This window comes from Streptomyces sp. NPDC059788, assembly GCF_042732265.1.
Lineage (GTDB): Bacteria > Actinomycetota > Actinomycetes > Streptomycetales > Streptomycetaceae > Streptomyces.
In genome coordinates this window covers 1-16,848 of the sequence record NZ_JBHWHY010000021.1, presented here as the reverse complement: position 1 = coordinate 16,848, position 16,848 = coordinate 1, and the positions used below count along the sequence as shown (strand labels likewise).

Genomic DNA, 16,848 nt, shown 5'->3' with positions numbered 1-16,848 from the left:
GCAGACCGGCAGCCGACCGGATGACGCGCTTCCGCCGGGGGCGTCGCGACCGTCAGCCCGCCCCGCCCCGGCCCGCACTCCGCACAGCCCCCACGCTCGCCAGCACCACCAGCCCGATCGCCACCAGTTCGGCCCAGCCGAGGGACTGGTGCAGGACCAGGAAGCCGGCCAGGGCGCCGGCGGCCGGCTCCAGGCTCATCATCACGGCGAAGCCGGAGGCCGGCAGTTTGCGCAGGGCGAGCAGTTCGAGGGTGTACGGCGTGACCGAGGAGAGCAGGGCGACGGCGGCGCCCAGCCCGATCGTGACCGGGTCCAGCAGGGCCGTGCCCGCGGTCGAGATGCCGAGCGGGAGGCTCAGTACCGCCGCCACCGACATCGCCAGGGCCAGGCCGTCCGCCTGCGGGAAGCGCTGTCCGGTCCGGGTCGAGAGCAGGATGTACGCGGCCCACAGGGCGCCCGCCGTCAGCGCGAGACCGGCGCCGAGCGGGTCCAGCCCGTCGAACCCCTCCCGGCCGAGCAGGGCCACGCCGCCCAGCGCCAGCCCCGCCCACAGCAGACTCAGCGCCCGCCGCGAGGTGACCACCGAGAGGATCAGCGGGCCCATGAACTCCAGCGTGACGGCGGCGCCCAGCGGAATGCGGTCGATCGCCTCGTAGAAGAGCGAGTTCATGGCGACCAGGGCGACGCCGAAGGCGAGGATCGTGGCCCAGTCGCCCCGGGTGTAGCCGCGCATCCTCGGGCGGCAGGCGATCATGAGGACGAGCGCGGCGACGACCAGCCGGAGGGTGACCACGCCGAGCGCGCCGGCCCGCGGGAAGAGCAGCACCGCGACCGAGGCGCCGAACTGCAGCGAGACGATGCCGCCGATGACCAGCGCCACGGATGTCAGGCGCCCACTCCCTACCGCACCCTGTCCGGCGGCCCGGACCTCGGGGGAGGCCGGGACCGCCTCGGGGGCCGGGACCGGCTCCGGGACCGGGGGCAGGGGCGGCAGGCTGCTGGGCTCGTGGCGCGACTCGTTCACACGCCCACGCTACGGCCCGCCTCCCGCGCCGTGAAATGTGATTTCCACCTGCTGTGATGCGCTGCGGCCATCAGGGTCAACAGGTGTCGGAATGCGGCATTGCGCTCCGCTGGGCCCGCGACGGCAGCGCCTCGGCCAGCACCTGTGCCAGGTGCCGGGCCCGCCGGTCGGTGAGCTGGCCGATCTGGGTACGGCAGGAGAAGCCGTCGGCGAGGACTTCGGCGCCGGGGTCCGCGTCCCGTACGGACGGCAGGAGCTGCTCCTCCGCGCAGGCCACGGACACGTCGTAGTGGCCGCGCTCGAAGCCGAAGTTCCCGGCCAGGCCGCAGCAGCCGCCGCTCAGCCCGCCCGCCAGCCCGGCCCGCGCGCGCAGGCGCTGCTCGGCCGCCTCGCCGAGTACGGCGTGCTGGTGGCAGTGGGTCTGTCCGACGGCCGGGCGGTCGACGCGGGGTGGTTCCCAGTCGGGGGCCTGCTCCTCCAGGGTCTGCGCGAAGGTGCGTACCGAGGCGGCCAGCCGCGCGGCGCGCGGGTCGTCGGGGAGCAGTTCGGGCAGGTCCGTGCGCAGGGCCGCCGCGCAGCTCGGTTCGAGGACGGTCAGCCGGCCGCCGTCCGCGAGCAGGGGATCGAGGGCGTCCACCGTACGGCGCATGACCGTGCGCGCCTGGTCGAGCTGGCCGGTCGAGACCCAGGTCAGGCCGCAGCACAGGGGCCGGTTGCGGCGCCCCGCAGGGGGCAGCCCCACGGAGAGTCCGGCGGCTTCCAGGACGTGTACGGCGGCGCGGCCCACCTCGGGTGCGAGGTAGTTGGTGAAGGTGTCCGGCCACAGCAGGACCGCCGGGTCCGTGGGCGTCCCCAGGGGCGCCGTCCGCTTCCCCCACCACCGTACGAACGGCTCGGTGGCCAGTTCCGGGATCGCCCGCTGCGGCGCGATGCCGCCGAGGCGCTTGCCGGCGCCCGCCAGCGGCGTCCGGGCCAGGGCGTTGAGCAGCGGCGCGGCCGGGGCCGCCGCGCGCAGCCAGCGCGGCAGGCGGCCCATCGAGTAGTGCGCGGCGGGCCGCAGCCGTCCCGCGTAGTGGTGGTGCAGGAACTCGGCCTTGTACGTGGCCATGTCCACGCCCACCGGGCAGTCGCTGCGGCAGCCCTTGCAGGACAGGCACAGGTCCAGCGCGTCCCGCACCTCCTCGGAACGCCAGCCGTCGGTGACCACGTCGCCCGCCAGCATCTCGTGCAGCAGCCGGGCCCGGCCGCGGGTGGAGTGCCGCTCCTCGCCGGTGGCGCGGTACGACGGGCACATGACGGCCGACGTGCCCGGGGCGCTGGTACGGCACTTGGCGACGCCGACGCAGCGCCGTACCGCCGCCGAGAAGTCGCCGCCGTCGTGCGGATAGCCGAACTCCACGTCCACCGGGCGCTCCGGCAGCGGCGCGAAGCGCAGGTTCTCGTCCATCCGGTCCGGGCGGACGAGCATTCCGGGGTTCAGGCCGCCCGCCGGGTCCCACAGATCCTTGAAACGCTCGAAGAGGCCGACCAGTTCGGTGCCGTACATCTTGGGCAGCAGTTCGGCGCGCGCCTGCCCGTCGCCGTGCTCGCCGGACAGCGAACCGCCGTGGGCGACGACCAGTTCGCCCAGGTCGCAGGAGAATTCCCGGAACCGGCGGATGCCGGGGGCGGTCAGCAGGTCGAAGTCGATACGGACGTGGATGCAGCCGTCGCCGAAGTGCCCGTACGGCGTGCCGCGCAGCCCGTACTGGGCCAGTAGCTCCCGGAAGTCCCGCAGATAGGCGCCGAGCCGTGCGGGCGGCACCGCGCAGTCCTCCCAGCCGGGCCACGCCTCGGAGCCGTCCGGCATCCGGGTCGCGGTGCCGGACGCGTCCTCGCGCACCCGCCACAGGGCGCGCTGCCGCGCCGGGTCGGTGACGACGGTGTGATCGGTGGTGGACGCGCCGCGGCACAGTTCCTCGGCCCGCGCCAGCGCCGCCGCGGCCGTCCCGCCGCCCATCTCGACGAACAACCAGGCGCCGCCCTTGGGCAGCCCCGACGCGTTGCCCACCAGGTCGGCCGCCATGCCCTCGACGGTCAGCGGCCGGTACGGCAGCAAGGTGTGCGCCGCCTCGGCCGCCGCGCTCTCGTCCGCGTACCCGAGCACCGCCAGCACCTTGGCGGCGGGCGGCCTGACCAGCTTCACGGTGGCCTCGGTCAGCACGCCGAGGGTGCCCTCGCTGCCGGTGAGCGCCCGCGCCAGGTCGGTGCCCCGCTCGGGGAGGAGGGCGTCCAGCGCGTAGCCGGAGATACGGCGCGGGAGGTCCGGGTAGCCGGTGCGCAGCAGGGCCAAGTCCCCGTCGACCAGGGCTCGCACGCCGTCCCGCAGCCGCTGCGGGAGCGCGGCCAGTGCCGCCGCGCCCCGCCCGGCGCGCAGCCGCTCGCCGCCGTACGTGAGCACGTCGAGCTCGTGGACGCTGTCGGCGGTGGTGCCCCACGCCACCGAGTGCGAGCCGCAGGAGTTGTTGCCGATCATGCCGCCGAGGGTGCAGCGGCTGTGTGTGGACGGGTCCGGGCCGAAGGTCAGGCCGTGCGCGCCGGCCGCCGCCCGCAGGTCGTCGAGGACCACGCCCGGCTGGACGACGGCCGTGCGCGCCTCGGCCTCCAGCGACACGATCCGCCGCAGGTGCCGGGTGCAGTCCAGCACCACGCCGACGCCGGTGGCCTGCCCCGCGATGCTCGTCCCGCCGCCGCGCGGCACCACCGGCACACCGCGCTCGCGGCACACCCGCAGGACGGCGGCGACGTCCTCCGCGTCCCGCGGCGCGACCACCGCCCGCGGCACCCGGCGGTAGTTGGACGCGTCCATCGTCATCAGCGCCCGGTCCCCGGCGGCCACCGAGACCTCACCGCGCACGGCGGCCGCCAGCTCCCGGGCCAGGTCCCGCGTCCCGTCCGGCGTGCCGCCCGGCGCGTCCTCCGGCGCCCCGCCCGGTGTCCCGTTCCGCGTCCCGCGTGTCTGCCTACGATCAGCCATGCCCCCAGCCTGCCCACTCGGCCGGGCGCGCTCCCCCCTGTCCGCCGGCACCCGGACCGGCTACGCCCGGAACAGGTTTCCGGGGTCGTACGCCGCCTTGGCCGCGGCCGTCCGCAGGCGCACCGGCTCCTCGTGCGCACCGGCCGCCTTGTCACCGTGATCGCCGAACAGGAAGTTGACGCTGCGGCCGACAGCCCTGGCCGACAGCACCGCACGCACCTCCTCGTGCAGGGCCCGCACCGACGCGATGTCCGTACCGTCCAGCGGAGAGAGCAGGCGCAGCAGATACCGCGCGTCCCGGTGACCGACGGAACCGCCGCCCGTGGCGAGCGCCCCGCCGAGGTGGTTGAGCTGCACCACGGTCATCATCGGCGCGTCCGGCCCGGTCAGCGCGGTCACCGTGCGCAGTTCCGCCGCGTCGAGGCCGCTGAGCAGGACGCTGTCGCCGTCGTAGGCGTGCGGCGTCTGCGGGTCCTGGTGGATGGTGTGCGACTCGGTGTACGGCATGTCGTGCAGCGTGTCGGCCACCCGCGGCCCGACCGCGCGCAGCGGCGCGACCAGCCGCTCGCCGTCTTCCGCCGTACCCGTGTACGCGATGCGGATGTGTGCCAGGTAACGCCCGCGCAGATGGCCGGGCACCGCCGGGACGTCCGGGTACGCGATCAGCCCGACCGACGAGGTCAGCGTGCCGGGCAGGTCCTCGGTCCAGGCCAGGTACGCGGCCAGCGCCTCGTCCATCAGGTCGGCGCCGAAGACCAGTTGCCCGCCGTACACCCGCTCCACGGGCACCAGCCCGAACTTCAGGCCGGTCACCACGCCCAGCCCGTGCCCGCCGCCGAGCAGCGCGCGGAAGAGGCCGGCGTCACGCTCCGGCGTGACCTGGCGCAACGCGCCGTCGGCGGTGACCACTTCCACCAGCCGCACCCGGTCCGACGCGTAGCCGAACTCCCGGCCCAGAATGCCCAGCCCACCGCCGAGCGTGTATCCCACGACCCCCACGCCGGGCGACGACCCGTTCACCGGCGCCAGCCCGTACGGCGCGGCCTCCTCGATCACATCGCCCCACAGCGCGCCCGCCCCGGCCCACGCGGTGCGCGCCCCGGCGTCGATCCGCACCTCGTCCATCCGGCGCGTGCTGACCAGCAGCCCGCCGTCGGTCGCCGCCGCGAGTCCGTGCCCGGTCGACTGCACGGACACGGGCAGGCCGTTGGCGCGGGCGTACCGCACCGCCGCCACGACGTCGGCCGCCCCCGCCGCCCCGACGATCACCGACGGCCGGTGCCGGTGCCCGGTCTGGAAGCCGGAGCGCTCCGTCTCGTACCCCTCGTCACCAGGGACGAAGACGACGCCGGCGACCTGGGCGGCCAACTCGGCAGGGGCGGCGGAAACGGCGGGAACGGTGGGGTTCATGATGTCCATGCCCGGCACTTTGGCGTCATAACTTGACACCCGCCGTCATGTTTTCCGTCCGGCTTTCCGGAAGACTGGACCGCGTGAAATCCGACCGCCTCCTCTCCGTCCTCCTGCTCCTCCAGACGCGCGGCCGGGTGCCGGCCGCCGACCTGGCCGCACGGCTGGAGGTGTCCGTACGGACGATCTACCGCGACATCGAGTCGCTGTCGGCGGCCGGGGTGCCGGTGTACGCGGAGCGGGGACGGCACGGCGGCATCGCGCTGCTGCCCGGGTTCCGCACGGACGTGACCGGGCTGACCACCGACGAGGCGCGCGCCCTGTTCGTACTGGCCGCCGAGGGGGCGCACCACGCGCTCGGACTGGACGACGCGCTCGGCTCCGCGCTGCGCAAGGTGATGGCCGCGCTGCCCGCGCCGCACCGGCCCGCCGCCGAACTGACCAGCCGCCGCATCCTGGTCGACCCCGGGCGCTGGCTGTCCGGCCCCCGGCCGGACGTGGAGCTGGACGCCCTGCACACCGCGGTCTTCGCCGACCGGCGGCTGCGCCTGCGGTACCGGCACAGCGGCGAGACCGAGCCGCGTACGTACACCGTCGACCCGTACGGGCTCGTCTCCAAGGCCGGGACCTGGTACCTGGTCGCGGACCGGCGGCGGCGCGCGCGGCTCTTCCGGGCCGACCGGGTGGCCGAGGCCACCGTGCTCGACGCGCCCGTCCGGCGCCGCGAGGGCGTGGAGCTGGCCGACGCGTGGGAAGCACTGCGCCGGCAGGTGGAGACCCGGCCGGCGGGACTGCGGGTGACGGCCCGGGTGCTGCGTACCCGTCTGGACCTGTTCGTCCGCATCCTCGGTACGGCGCTGGTGGAGCCGCCGCGGGACACCGGCGGGACCTGGGTGACGGTCGAACTGGCACTGCAGGAGCTGCGCGCGGTCCGCCAGCTGCTCCAGTTCGCCACGTCGCTGGAGGTCCTCGAACCGCCGGAGGCACGGGCGGAGCTGGCGCGGGCCGCGGCCTCGGTCACCGACCTGTACGCGCAGGCCCGTACGGCGGATGCCCGCGAGGCGGACACGCGTCGCGCGGACCCCCGGCAAACGGCAGCCCCCGTTCCGTCTCATCCGGTGGACCCCGGTCCTGAACCGGCCCCCTGACGGATTACGCTTCGCCCGTGGCTGATATCCAGATTCCCGCTGACATCAAGCCCGCCGACGGTCGCTTCGGCGCGGGCCCCTCCAAGGTGCGTACGGAGGCGCTCGACGCCCTCGCCGCCACCGGACGTTCCCTGCTCGGCACGTCCCACCGCCAGGCTCCGGTCAAGAACCTGGTCGGCAAGGTACGCGACGGCGTACGCGAGCTGTTCCGGCTCCCCGAGGGCTACGAGGTCGTCCTCGGCAACGGCGGCTCCACCGCCTTCTGGGACATCGCGACCCACGGCCTGATCGAGAACAAGTCCCAGCACCTCACGTTCGGCGAGTTCTCCTCGAAGTTCGCCAAGGCCGCCAAGCTGGCGCCGTGGCTCGCCGAGCCCACGCTGATCTCCGCCGACCCGGGCGACCACCCGGAGCCCAAGGCCGAGGAGGGCGTGGACGTCTACGCCCTCACCCACAACGAGACCTCCACCGGTGTCGCCGCTCCCATCGAGCGCGTGGCGGGCGCGGACACCGGCTCCCTGGTCCTGGTGGACGCGACCTCCGGCGCGGGCGGCCTGCCCGTCGACATCGCGCAGACCGACGTCTACTACTTCGCGCCACAGAAGTCCTTCGCCTCCGACGGCGGCCTGTGGATCGGCGTCTTCTCCCCCGCCGCCCTGGAGCGCGCCCGCGGCGTGCACGCCTCCGGCCGGCACATCCCGGAGTTCTTCTCGCTGCCGACGGCGATCGACAACTCCCTGAAGAACCAGACATACAACACCCCGGCGCTGTCCACCCTCTTCCTGCTCAACGAGCAGCTGGAGTGGATCAACGGCCAGGGCGGCCTGGACTGGGCGGTGCGGCGCACCGCGGCCTCCTCGCGCACGCTGTACGGCTGGGCCGAGGAGTCCGCGTACGCGACGCCGTTCGTCACCGACGCGGCCAAGCGCTCCCAGGTCATCGGCACCATCGACTTCGACGACGCGATCGACGCGGCCGCCGTCGCCAAGGTGCTGCGCGCCAACGGCATCGTCGACACCGAGCCGTACCGCAAGCTGGGCCGCAACCAGCTGCGGGTGGCGATGTTCCCGGCGATCGACCCGGCGGACGTCGAGGCGCTCACCGCCTGCGTCGACCACGTCATCGGCAAGCTGTAGCAACCGCCGACGCACGCGCCCGCCGCTCCGTCCGTACGAGGGCGGCGGCCGTGCAGGTGAAAGCGGGGACTCCAGCGCGCTGACCGCGGCTCCACCGTCCCGTGATCCGTGCATCGGCGCCCCCGTATGCTCCTGGCCATGAGCACTGCACGTCCTGCCCGCAGGCGCGACGCCGCCGCGACGCGCGAGGCGATCCTCGCCGCCGCGGTCGTGGAGTTCACCGAGCACGGGTACGCCGGGGCCGGGGTGCGCCAGATCGCCGAGCGGGCGGGTGTGTCGGCGATGATGATCAACCGCTACTTCGGCTCGAAGGAGGGCCTGTTCGCGCAGGCCGTCGCTCGTGCCTTCGCACCGCCGGCCATCGTCGGCGACGAACGCACCGGCTTGGCGGGTGCCATCGCCCACACGCTCACCGAGCGCACCGCGTCCGGCGCCGAACGGCTCGATCCGTTCCTCCTGTTGTTGCGCTCGGCGCCGGACGCGGAGGCGGCGGGCATCGTCCGGCAGGGCGTGGAGACCAACGTGGGGGCCCGTCTGGCAGGGTTGCTCGACGGATCGGACGCCGAGGTGCGCGCGCAGCTCGCCCTCGCGCTGGTCGCCGGAACGTGGCTGCTGCGCAGCGTCGTCGGTACCACCGCGCTCGTCACGGCCGATGACGCCCACCTCACCGCCCTCCTCACCGACATGCTCGAACCGGTCATCCATGAAGCGGGCGGCACGTCGGTGCCCGGACCCGGTCTCGACGGCGCCGACGGGTAGCCGTCCGTCGTCGGCCCGCGGGACAGCGGAGCCGGTGCGCTCAGAAGGCGGAGCGGATGAGTCCGCCGTCGACGCGGATGGTGGCTCCGCTGATGTACTGGGCGTAGCCGCTGCAGAGGTAGGCGACGGCTGCGGCGATCTCCTCCGGTTCGCCGAAGCGCTCCTGGTCGTTGGGGAGGAGAGCCCGGACGGCGTTGGGCTGGATCTCGTCCCAGGTCCGGCCCCAGCCACGGTCGGGCCCGATGCCGGTGACGAGGTCCTTGGTGGCCTCGACGAGGATCACCCCGGGGGAAACGACGTTGGACGTGACGCCGGTGCCCTTGAGTTCGCGGGCGAGGGAGACAGCGAGGTTGTGCCGGGCGGCCAAGGTGGCGTTGTACTGGGGGTGGGTGTTCATCGGCTGGGAGGCGAGCCCGCCGCCGATGGTGACGACACGCCCCCAGCCGCGTTCGCGCATGGCGGGGACCAGGTGCCGGATCATGCGGACGCCTGAGACGACGTTGACGTTGTAGGTGTCGCGCCACTCGTCGGGAGTGGCTTCGGCCCAGGACAGGTCCCGGTAGAAACCGGCGTTGTTGACGAGGATGTCGACGGGGCCGTCCGCAGTGGCGGCGCGGGCGACGTCGGCGGCGGCGCGGTCGTCGGCGAGGTCACCGACGACCGCGCCGGCCGTCCCGCCGGCCTCCCGGATCTCCTGCGCGACCCCCTCCGTACGGTCCTTGTCCCGGCCGTGGACCACGACCGCGGCACCCTCGGCTGCCAGCAGCTTCGCAGTGTCCTTGCCCAGCCCCGCGCTCGAACCTGTGACGAGCGCGCGCTTACCGGTCAGGTTGAGGTTCATCTCGTGTTCCCTCTCAGGGCCGCCTCGCGGCCCGCACTCCGCGGTGATGCGAGGTATCCGACCACGTAAGTATACAGCTGTAGACTTACGTGTCGGGCCTGGACCCGCTCGCCGAGCGCGCCAGGTGAGCGCGGACGGGAACGGCCGCCGAGGTCCCTGGTCGGGGGTAACGTCCGGAAGATGAGCCGGGAGCGGTGACCGGTTCTGCGGCACACCAGGACCGCGAGCGGTACACGCCCCGAGCCCGCGGCCCGGATGGTGACGCGGGGCGCGTGACCGCGCCGGGACCAGGTGCGTGCTTCTGGTGCGTGCCAGGCGTACGCGGACTTCCGGGAGACCCGTAGCCGCCGTGCGACCTGTGGCGGGGAACCCCTTGCGCACACAACCCGGCGGCCTCGTGCCGGACCCGTTCCCTCTGAGCCCGCTGCTTCGCGGGGCGCTCACCGTAGCGGCACGGCGGGGCACCCGGCCGCTCAGCGACTGAGGCGCTGGAAGCGGCGTACCGCCAGCGGCAGGAAGACCGCGGTCAGGACGACCGGCCAGACCACCGCCATCAGCAGGGCGTGTTCCTCGATCCAGCTGCCGCCGGTCGCGCCGGGCCGGCCGAACAGTTCGCGGACGGCGTTCGCCGTCGAGGAGACCGGGTTCCACATCGCGATCGTGCCCAGCCAGTCCGGCATCATCGACGGCGGTGTGAAGACGCTGGAGATCATGCCGAACGGGAAGGCCACCCCGAACAGCCCGCCCGCCGCCTCCTGGTTGGGCACCAGCAGCCCCAGCAGCACCCCGAGCCAGATGAGCGCGAAGCGCAGGTGCAGCAGCAGGGCGAAGGCGGCCAGCGTGGCGAGCGCGCTGCCGTCCGAGCGCCAGCCGACGACGACGGCGATCAGCGCCAGCACCGCCAGGTCCAGCGCCGCGCCGCACACGTCCGCGACACCCCGGCCGCTGACCACCGCCGAACGCGCCATCGGCATCGAGCGGAAGCGGTCGGTCACGCCCCGGTCCTTGTCGACCGCGACCAGCACCGCGGTGTTCATGAAGCCGAAGGCCATCGTCATGGCGAACATGCCGGGCATGGCGTAGTCCCGGTAGGAGCGCCCGCCGCCGACGTCCATCGCGCTGCCGAAGACGTAGACGAAGAGCAGGACGGAGACGATCGGGAAGCCCAGCTGCCAGGCGATGTTGACGGGCTGTCTGACGAAGTGGGTGAGGTCGCGGCGGACGACGGTCCAGCAGTCGGCGAGGGCCCAGTACAGGCGCCGCTCCGGGAGGGGCGCGGGAGTGGCGGGGGTCGCGGGGGTGCTCACGCGGCGGCCTCCGTCCGGTGCGTGGGGGCGGGCACGTCCGCCGTGGTGGCGGTCGCATCCGCCGTACGGTGTCCCGTCAGGCGCAGGAAGACCTCGTCCAGCGTCGGCCGCCGCAGTCCGATGTCCGCCACGTCCACCTTCGCGTCCTGGAGCGCCCGCGCGACCTCGGTCAGGGCCGCCACGCCGTCCGTCACCGGCGCACCGACCCGCCGTTCCGCCGCGCCCGTGTCCGGCTCGGCGCCGTACGCCGCCACCCGCGCCACGATCCGCGCCGCCCGCGGCAGTTCGCCCGCGTCGCGCAGCACCACCTGGACGCGGTCGCCGCCGATGCCCTGCTTGAGCCCGTCCGGGGTGTCCTCGGCGACGGTCCGGCCGTGGTCGATGACGGCGATCCGGTCGGCCAGCTGGTCGGCCTCGTCGAGGTACTGCGTGGTCAGCAGGACCGTCGTACCGCCCGCGACCAGGTCCCGGACGCTCCCCCAGACCTCGTTGCGGCCGCGCGGGTCGAGTCCGGTCGTCGGCTCGTCCAGGAACAGCACCTCGGGCGCGAGCAGCATGCCGGCCGCCAGGTCCAGGCGCCGCCGCATGCCGCCGCTGTAGGCCCTGACCTGCTTGCCGGCGGCGTCGGTCAGACCGAACCGGTCCAGCAGCTCGTCCGCGCGGGCCCGCGCCCGCCGCCCGTCCAGGTGGAACAGCCGCCCGAACATCTCCAGGTTCTGCCGTCCGGTCAGGATCTCGTCCAAGGCGGCGTACTGCCCGGCCAGGCCGATCCGCCTGCGTACGGCGTGCGGCTCGCGCGCCACGTCGTGCCCGGCGACCGTCGCCCGCCCGCCGTCCAGCCGCAGCAGCGTCGCCAGAATCCGTACGGCGGTGGTCTTGCCCGCGCCGTTGGGGCCGAGCAAGCCCTGCACGGTGCCGCGCCGTACGGCGAGGTCGAAGCCGTCGAGCGCCCGCTTGTCGCCGTACCGCTTGGCCAGGCCCTCCGCCAGCACGGCCGTTCCGGATGTCCCCATGCGCTTCCCCGTCCTTCCGCCACCCCGAATCGGGTACGCCGTGCCCAGTTACGCGTACACCGTACCCGGTTGTGCGTACGACGTACCCGGTTTTTGCGCGGCGGCTTAGACTGGGCGGCACCATGACGACAGAACACAGCGGCAGCGGCGATGTGACGCGCAGCATGGAGCTGCTCTGGGGCACCGGCGAGCGGCCCAGCCGCGGCCCCAAGCCCGGCCTGACCCTCGACCGGATCGTCACCGCCGCGGTGGCGGTCGCCGACGCCGAGGGCATCGGCGCCGTCTCCATGCGCCGGGTCGCCGCCGAACTGGGCGTCGGCACGATGTCGCTCTACCGCTACGTGCCGGGCAAGGGCGAGCTGCTGGACCTGATGCTCGACCAGATCGTCGAGTTCGACGCCGCGGAGTTCCCCGGGCCCGAGGCCGGCTGGCGCACCGTCCTGGAGACCGCCGCGCGCGGCAACTGGCAGCTGCACCACCGGCACCCGTGGCTGCTCCAGATCGACCAGACGCGCCCGCTGCTGGGCCCCAACTCGCTGGACGGCCTGGAGTTCACCCTGCGCGGGCTGTCCGGCCTGGACCTCCCCGACCGGGAGAAGATCCGGATACTGCTGGCCGTGGAGGGCTACGTCGCGGGCGCCGCCCGCACCCGGCTGAACTCGGTGATGGCCGAGAAGCACACCGGCATCAGCGACGAGGAGTGGTGGAAGACGCAGGAGGCCTTCCTGGTCCGGGCGATGGAGAGCGGCCGCTACCCGCACCTCGCCCAGCTCGCCGAGGACACCTTCACCGCCGACGCCGACGACGACGCGGCGTTCGAACTGGGCCTCGGCCGTCTGCTCGACGGCTTCGCCGCGTACTTCGAGGAGCGGGGCTGCTGAAGGGCCAGGCTGCTGAAAGGCCGGGCTATTGAGGGGCCGGGCTGCTGAGAGGGCGGGCCGCCGGGGAGGGCGGCGCCCGGCTCGTAGGACGGAACGGGCGCCCGGTCCCCCTGTGCCCTACCGCCGGCGGAACACCCGGCGCAGCGCCAGCACCACCACCGTCGCCACGCCGAACGTCGCCGCCGCCAGCAGCACGTTGCGGTTCTTGCCCGCGTCCTGGCTACCGTCGGCCGCGTCCCCCTTGCCCGCGCCGCCGTCGCCGCCCTTGCCGCCGGACTCCTTCGCCGCCGACTCCGGCAGCTGATCACCGCTGAGCCCCACCGGCTGCACCTGGCTCCCCTTGCCCTCCGACCCGAACAGCAGCGTCCGCCCGTCCGGGGTGAAGGTCACCGACTCCCCCTGCATCTGCAACGGCACGCCCACGCTCCCGATGTCCTTGGGACGGCCGCCCTCCCACCGGTACATCTCGGCGCCGAAGTAGCCGCGCAGCAGCAGCCGCGTACCGTCCGGCGAGAACGCCCCGTCCGTCACCCACTGGTCGATGCCGGCGACCCGGCGGAAGGTGTTCGCGCCGCGCGCGGCCAGCCGCTCCGGGCCCTCGTACAGGGCGGCCCCGCCGCTCTTCTTCTTGCTGGCGATGTAGACCCGCCCGGTTTTCGGGTGCACCATCATCGCCTCGGCGTCCCGCGGCCCGTCGCCGTACTTGACGGTGAACTGCGCCGCGGTGACGGTCTGGTCGCGCAGCCGCTCCGGCTCGGGGAAACGGTAGATCCATACGTGGTCCCAGCTGCCGCCGAGATTGTCGCCGATGTCACCGACGTAGACGTTGCCGTCCGGGCCGACCGAGACCGCCTCCACGTCGCGGGGGTCGCCGATGCCGCGCAGTGTGATCGTCGCGACCGTGCGGCCGGTGCGGCCGTCCACGGCGTAGACGTACGGTCCGTCGTCGCTGTCGTTGTGGGTCCAGTACACGCCGGGGTGGGCCCGGCTGGCCGCCAGGCCGCTGGACTCGGTGATCCGCCTGTCCCCGATCGTGAAGCCCTCGTCCCCTGCCCCGCCGTCGGCCGTCGCCGGTCCGGCCGCCGCGAACAGCAGTATTCCCGCGGCCCCGGCCGCGCACAGTAGCGAACGCATGGGCACAGCCTCCCACTTCGGCCGCGCGGCGGTGCGGCCCGGCTGCCGGCCCGCGGCCGGACGCGAGAAGGCCGGCCGTCGGTATACCCGGCGGCCGGCTTCCCGCCCACACATTCAGCTCACGAAATCGGTCCCCGGGAAATTCCGGTGCGCACGGATCACTCCCGGAGTGCGCCGGCCGCATTTCGGACACGGCCCCGGCCACGGTCAAGGTCACGTACTCGGCAATTCACGTATCCATCGGTCCGGTAAACCGTCCTGCGCCCCTGGCTCCTCGCATTCGTGGGGACATCGCTATTCCGGTCACGGCAGCCCAGCGGCCGGAACAGCACCGGAACAGCAGCCGCACCAGCGCGGATGCGAGATGCGACGCATGAGCGACCGGACTCCCACGAATTAAGGTAGGCGCGGAAACACGCGACTGCCATCGCTCGAAGAGGTGGGTTTCGAAACTGCGAACGCATCCCCGCCCCGCCCGCCCCCTCCGGCCCCCCGCTCCTTATGATCTCGGCATGACCACCCCGACAGCGCTCTCCGGCGCGCCCGGGCCGGGCGGCCGGGAGGTCGTATGCGTGTGATGTTCGTCGGTGACTCGATGACGGTCGGCAGCGCCGGTGACTTCACGTGGCGCTACCGGATGTGGCAGCACCTCAACCGGACCTTCGGCGGCCCGTACCGCATCGTCGGACCGCGTACCGAGCTGTACGACATGTCCGCCGACGCGGCCGTCTCGCACGCCTACCGCGACCCGGACTTCCCCGAGCGCGCCCGGCGGCACCTGGCCGGCTGGGGCGAGGGCTGGCACCACATGGCGCCGCTGATCGGCGACGCCGTGCGCACCACCAAGGCCGACACCCTGCTGGTCTCGCTCGGGCTGATAGACCTCGGGTTCTACACGGACGCCGCGCAGACCGCCGCGAACGTGCACCGCTTCGTCGCACGGGCGCGGGCCGCCAACGGGCACATACGCGCCGTACTGCTGCCGGTCATCCCGAACACCCGCGCCCTGTCCGACGCCCCCTTCGCCGCCGAGTGCGAGCGCTTCAACGAACTGCTGGCCAAGGCGGTCGCGGACCTGTCGACCCCCGCCTCACCGCTGCTGCTGGCCTCCCACCCGGCCGACTACGACCTGGACCGGGACACCTACGACGGAACGCACCCCTCCGCCTCGGGCGAGCACCTGCTCGCGGCGGCCTTCGCGGACGCCCTGCACCAGGCGTGGGGCGTGGGCGCGCCGTACACCCCCGTGGACGCCTGAGGGACGGACGGCCGCGCGCCCCGCACGACCACCCGCCGGACACGGCGGACTGCTTGATTCGAGCGCACTCCAAGGCGTTGGCTATGGCCTCATGGAGTACACGCAGCTCGGACGCACCGGACTCAAGGTCAGCCGACTCGTTCTCGGCACCATGAACTTCGGCCCCCAGACGGACGAAGCCGACAGCCACACCATCATGGACGCCGCGCTCGCCGCGGGCGTCAACTTCCTCGACACCGCCAACGTCTACGGATGGGGCGAGAACAAGGGCCGCACCGAGGAGATCGTCGGCTCCTGGTTCGCCCAGGGCGGCGGCCGCCGCGACAAGACCGTGCTCGCCACGAAGGTCTACGGCAACATGGGCGCCGACGGCGGACAGGTCTGGCCCAACGACGACCGCCTGTCCGCGCTCAACATCCGGCGGGCGGTGGACGCCAGCCTCAAGCGCCTGAACACCGACCACATCGACCTGTACCAGTTCCACCACGTGGACCGGCACACGCCGTGGGACGAGATCTGGCAGGCCGTCGACGTCCTGGTGCAGCAGGGCAAGATCCTTTACGCCGGGTCCTCCAACCACGCGGGCTGGCACCTCGCGCAGGCCAACGAGGCCGCCGCACGCCGCGGCTCCCTCGGCCTGGTCAGCGAGCAGTGCCTGTACAACCTCGCCGAGCGGCGCGCCGAGATGGAGGTGATCCCGGCGGCCCGGTCCTACGGCCTCGGCGTCATCCCGTGGTCGCCGCTGCACGGCGGCCTGCTCGGCGGCGCCCTGCGCAAGGAGCGCGAGGGCGGCGGAGCCCGTACGAACGGGGGCCGCTCGGCCGGCGCGCTGGCGAACTCCGCGATCCGGGCACAGATCGAGTCCTACGAGGACCTGCTCGACAAGCACGGACTGCAGCCCGGCGAGGTCGCGCTGGCCTGGCTGCTCACCCGGCCCGGTGTGACCGGGCCGATCGTCGGGCCGCGCACCACCGGCCAGCTCGAATCCGCGCTGCGCGCCGTGGAGCTGGAGCTGTCGCCCGAGCTGCTCGACTCGCTCGACGAGATCTTCCCCGGCACGGGGCCGTCTCCGGAGGCGTTCGCCTGGTGAGGTGAGTGCGCGACGCGATGCCGTCGAGGGCCGCCCGGCGTCTCAGCGCAGGGCGGCCGCCACGATCACGACGACGAGCAGCACGGCGAACAGGCCGGACATGATCCGGTTACGGGTTTTGGGGTCCACCCTTCGAGCCTAACCGGCCCGCGGCGGCCGCCGACGGCCAGGCGGGCCCCACGGGCCCCGACGGGCGGCGGGACGCCTGCTCAGCGGCCCAGCGGCCAGGCCGCCACCGTCTCGTACCGGGGCTGCTCGCCCGCCACCCCGGAGTCCGGCAGCCGGCTGCGGACGAGCGCCAGCTCCCGTACGGTCCACGCGCCGCCCTCGAAGCCGGCCAGGCCGTCGACGAACGGGCCGGTGTCGAGGGCTGCCGCGCGGTTGCGGGCGACGGTCAGGTGCGGGGTGTACTGGCGGTGGCCGCTCACCTCCACCCCGGCCCGGCGGGCCGCCGCCGCGGCCGAGTCCGCCAGCTTGCGCATGGCCGGCAGGCCGCCCTCGGCCCCGGCCCACACCACCCGGTCCGCGAAGCGCCCGCCGCCCTTGAGGCGCAGCGGGAACGGCTCGTGCCGCCGCGCGGCCCGCGCCAGCCGTTCGTGCAGGCCCGGCAGGGTGGTGTCGGGTACCTCGCCGTAGAAGGCGAGGGTGAAGTGCCAGCCGGCCCGGCCGGTCCAGCGCAGCCGATCGGCGCCGGGCAGCGCCCGCAACCGGCGTACCCGGGCGTCGAGTTCGTCGACGGCGGCCTCGGGCGGGAGTACGGCGGCGAAGAGTCTCATGCGGTCAGTGTCGCGCACGGGGCGGGCGGCGGGGCCCGGGGCCGCGGTGCGCCCG

14 protein-coding genes are annotated in these 16,848 nt (G+C 73.8%); 6 read left to right on the top strand and 8 right to left on the bottom strand.

All coding sequences use genetic code 11. From position 1 onward, the window contains the following. Positions 1 to 52 precede the first annotated feature (52 nt). The 3 genes from ACFV57_RS19685 to ACFV57_RS19675 form a co-directional block, all read right to left on the bottom strand. Positions 53 to 1,024, bottom strand: coding sequence for a DMT family transporter (locus tag ACFV57_RS19685; RefSeq protein WP_385233489.1), 972 nt, complete (start codon positions 1,022 to 1,024; stop codon positions 53 to 55). A gap of 76 nt (positions 1,025 to 1,100) precedes the next feature. Next, entirely contained in the window at positions 1,101 to 4,040 is a 2,940-nt protein-coding gene (locus tag ACFV57_RS19680; protein ID WP_385233486.1) for an FAD-binding and (Fe-S)-binding domain-containing protein, read from the bottom strand. Between the two features lie 60 nt (positions 4,041 to 4,100). Next, complete coding sequence (locus ACFV57_RS19675; RefSeq protein ID WP_385233483.1) at positions 4,101 to 5,459, bottom strand: FAD-binding oxidoreductase; 1,359 nt, start codon at positions 5,457 to 5,459, stop codon at positions 4,101 to 4,103. A gap of 74 nt (positions 5,460 to 5,533) precedes the next feature. On the opposite strand from ACFV57_RS19675, the gene ACFV57_RS19670 reads away from it, so the two are divergent. The 3 genes from ACFV57_RS19670 (at position 5,534) to ACFV57_RS19660 (ending at position 8,493) form a co-directional block, all read left to right on the top strand. Next, positions 5,534 to 6,598 carry a helix-turn-helix transcriptional regulator gene (locus ACFV57_RS19670; RefSeq protein ID WP_385233480.1) on the top strand — a complete coding sequence of 355 codons (1,065 nt, stop codon included), beginning with the start codon at positions 5,534 to 5,536 and terminating at the stop codon, positions 6,596 to 6,598. A gap of 17 nt (positions 6,599 to 6,615) precedes the next feature. After that, positions 6,616 to 7,734, top strand: coding sequence for a phosphoserine transaminase (serC, locus tag ACFV57_RS19665; protein WP_385233476.1), 1,119 nt, complete (start codon positions 6,616 to 6,618; stop codon positions 7,732 to 7,734). A gap of 138 nt (positions 7,735 to 7,872) precedes the next feature. After that, complete coding sequence (locus ACFV57_RS19660; RefSeq protein WP_385233473.1) at positions 7,873 to 8,493, top strand: TetR/AcrR family transcriptional regulator; 621 nt, start codon at positions 7,873 to 7,875, stop codon at positions 8,491 to 8,493. Positions 8,494 to 8,533: 40 nt separating this feature from the next. On the opposite strand, the gene ACFV57_RS19655 is transcribed toward ACFV57_RS19660, so the two are convergent. From ACFV57_RS19655 to ACFV57_RS19645, 3 genes are all read right to left on the bottom strand, one after another. Further along, on the bottom strand, positions 8,534 to 9,334 hold the full coding sequence (locus tag ACFV57_RS19655) for an SDR family NAD(P)-dependent oxidoreductase (RefSeq protein ID WP_385233470.1): 801 nt from the start codon (positions 9,332 to 9,334) through the stop codon (positions 8,534 to 8,536). Positions 9,335 to 9,807: 473 nt separating this feature from the next. Further along, positions 9,808 to 10,641, bottom strand: a complete 834-nt coding sequence (locus ACFV57_RS19650; RefSeq protein ID WP_385233467.1) for an ABC transporter permease — start codon at positions 10,639 to 10,641, stop codon at positions 9,808 to 9,810. Beyond that, positions 10,638 to 11,654 (bottom strand): ATP-binding cassette domain-containing protein, encoded by a 1,017-nt coding sequence (locus tag ACFV57_RS19645; RefSeq protein WP_385233464.1) that lies wholly within the window; start codon positions 11,652 to 11,654, stop codon positions 10,638 to 10,640. Before ACFV57_RS19645 ends, ACFV57_RS19650 begins: the two co-directional genes overlap by 4 nt. 122 nt (positions 11,655 to 11,776) lie before the next feature. Here ACFV57_RS19645 and ACFV57_RS19640 point away from each other — a divergent pair, with 122 nt between their 5' ends. Beyond that, positions 11,777 to 12,535 carry a TetR/AcrR family transcriptional regulator gene (locus ACFV57_RS19640; protein ID WP_385233461.1) on the top strand — a complete coding sequence of 253 codons (759 nt, stop codon included), beginning with the start codon at positions 11,777 to 11,779 and terminating at the stop codon, positions 12,533 to 12,535. A 117-nt stretch (positions 12,536 to 12,652) separates the two neighbouring features. Here ACFV57_RS19640 and ACFV57_RS19635 read toward each other — a convergent pair whose 3' ends face one another. Then, positions 12,653 to 13,669: a hypothetical protein gene (locus tag ACFV57_RS19635; protein WP_385233458.1), complete on the bottom strand. Its 1,017-nt coding sequence runs from the start codon at positions 13,667 to 13,669 to the stop codon at positions 12,653 to 12,655. Positions 13,670 to 14,237: 568 nt separating this feature from the next. On the opposite strand from ACFV57_RS19635, the gene ACFV57_RS19630 reads away from it, so the two are divergent. Both ACFV57_RS19630 and ACFV57_RS19625 read left to right on the top strand, forming a co-directional pair. Continuing rightward, on the top strand, positions 14,238 to 14,927 hold the full coding sequence (locus ACFV57_RS19630) for a GDSL-type esterase/lipase family protein (RefSeq protein ID WP_385233455.1): 690 nt from the start codon (positions 14,238 to 14,240) through the stop codon (positions 14,925 to 14,927). Positions 14,928 to 15,018: 91 nt separating this feature from the next. Continuing rightward, positions 15,019 to 16,017, top strand: coding sequence for an aldo/keto reductase (locus ACFV57_RS19625; RefSeq protein WP_385233452.1), 999 nt, complete (start codon positions 15,019 to 15,021; stop codon positions 16,015 to 16,017). Positions 16,018 to 16,226: 209 nt separating this feature from the next. On the opposite strand, the gene thpR is transcribed toward ACFV57_RS19625, so the two are convergent. Beyond that, entirely contained in the window at positions 16,227 to 16,793 is a 567-nt protein-coding gene (gene thpR / locus ACFV57_RS19620) for an RNA 2',3'-cyclic phosphodiesterase (RefSeq protein WP_385233450.1), read from the bottom strand. Between the last annotated feature and the right edge of the window lie 55 nt (positions 16,794 to 16,848).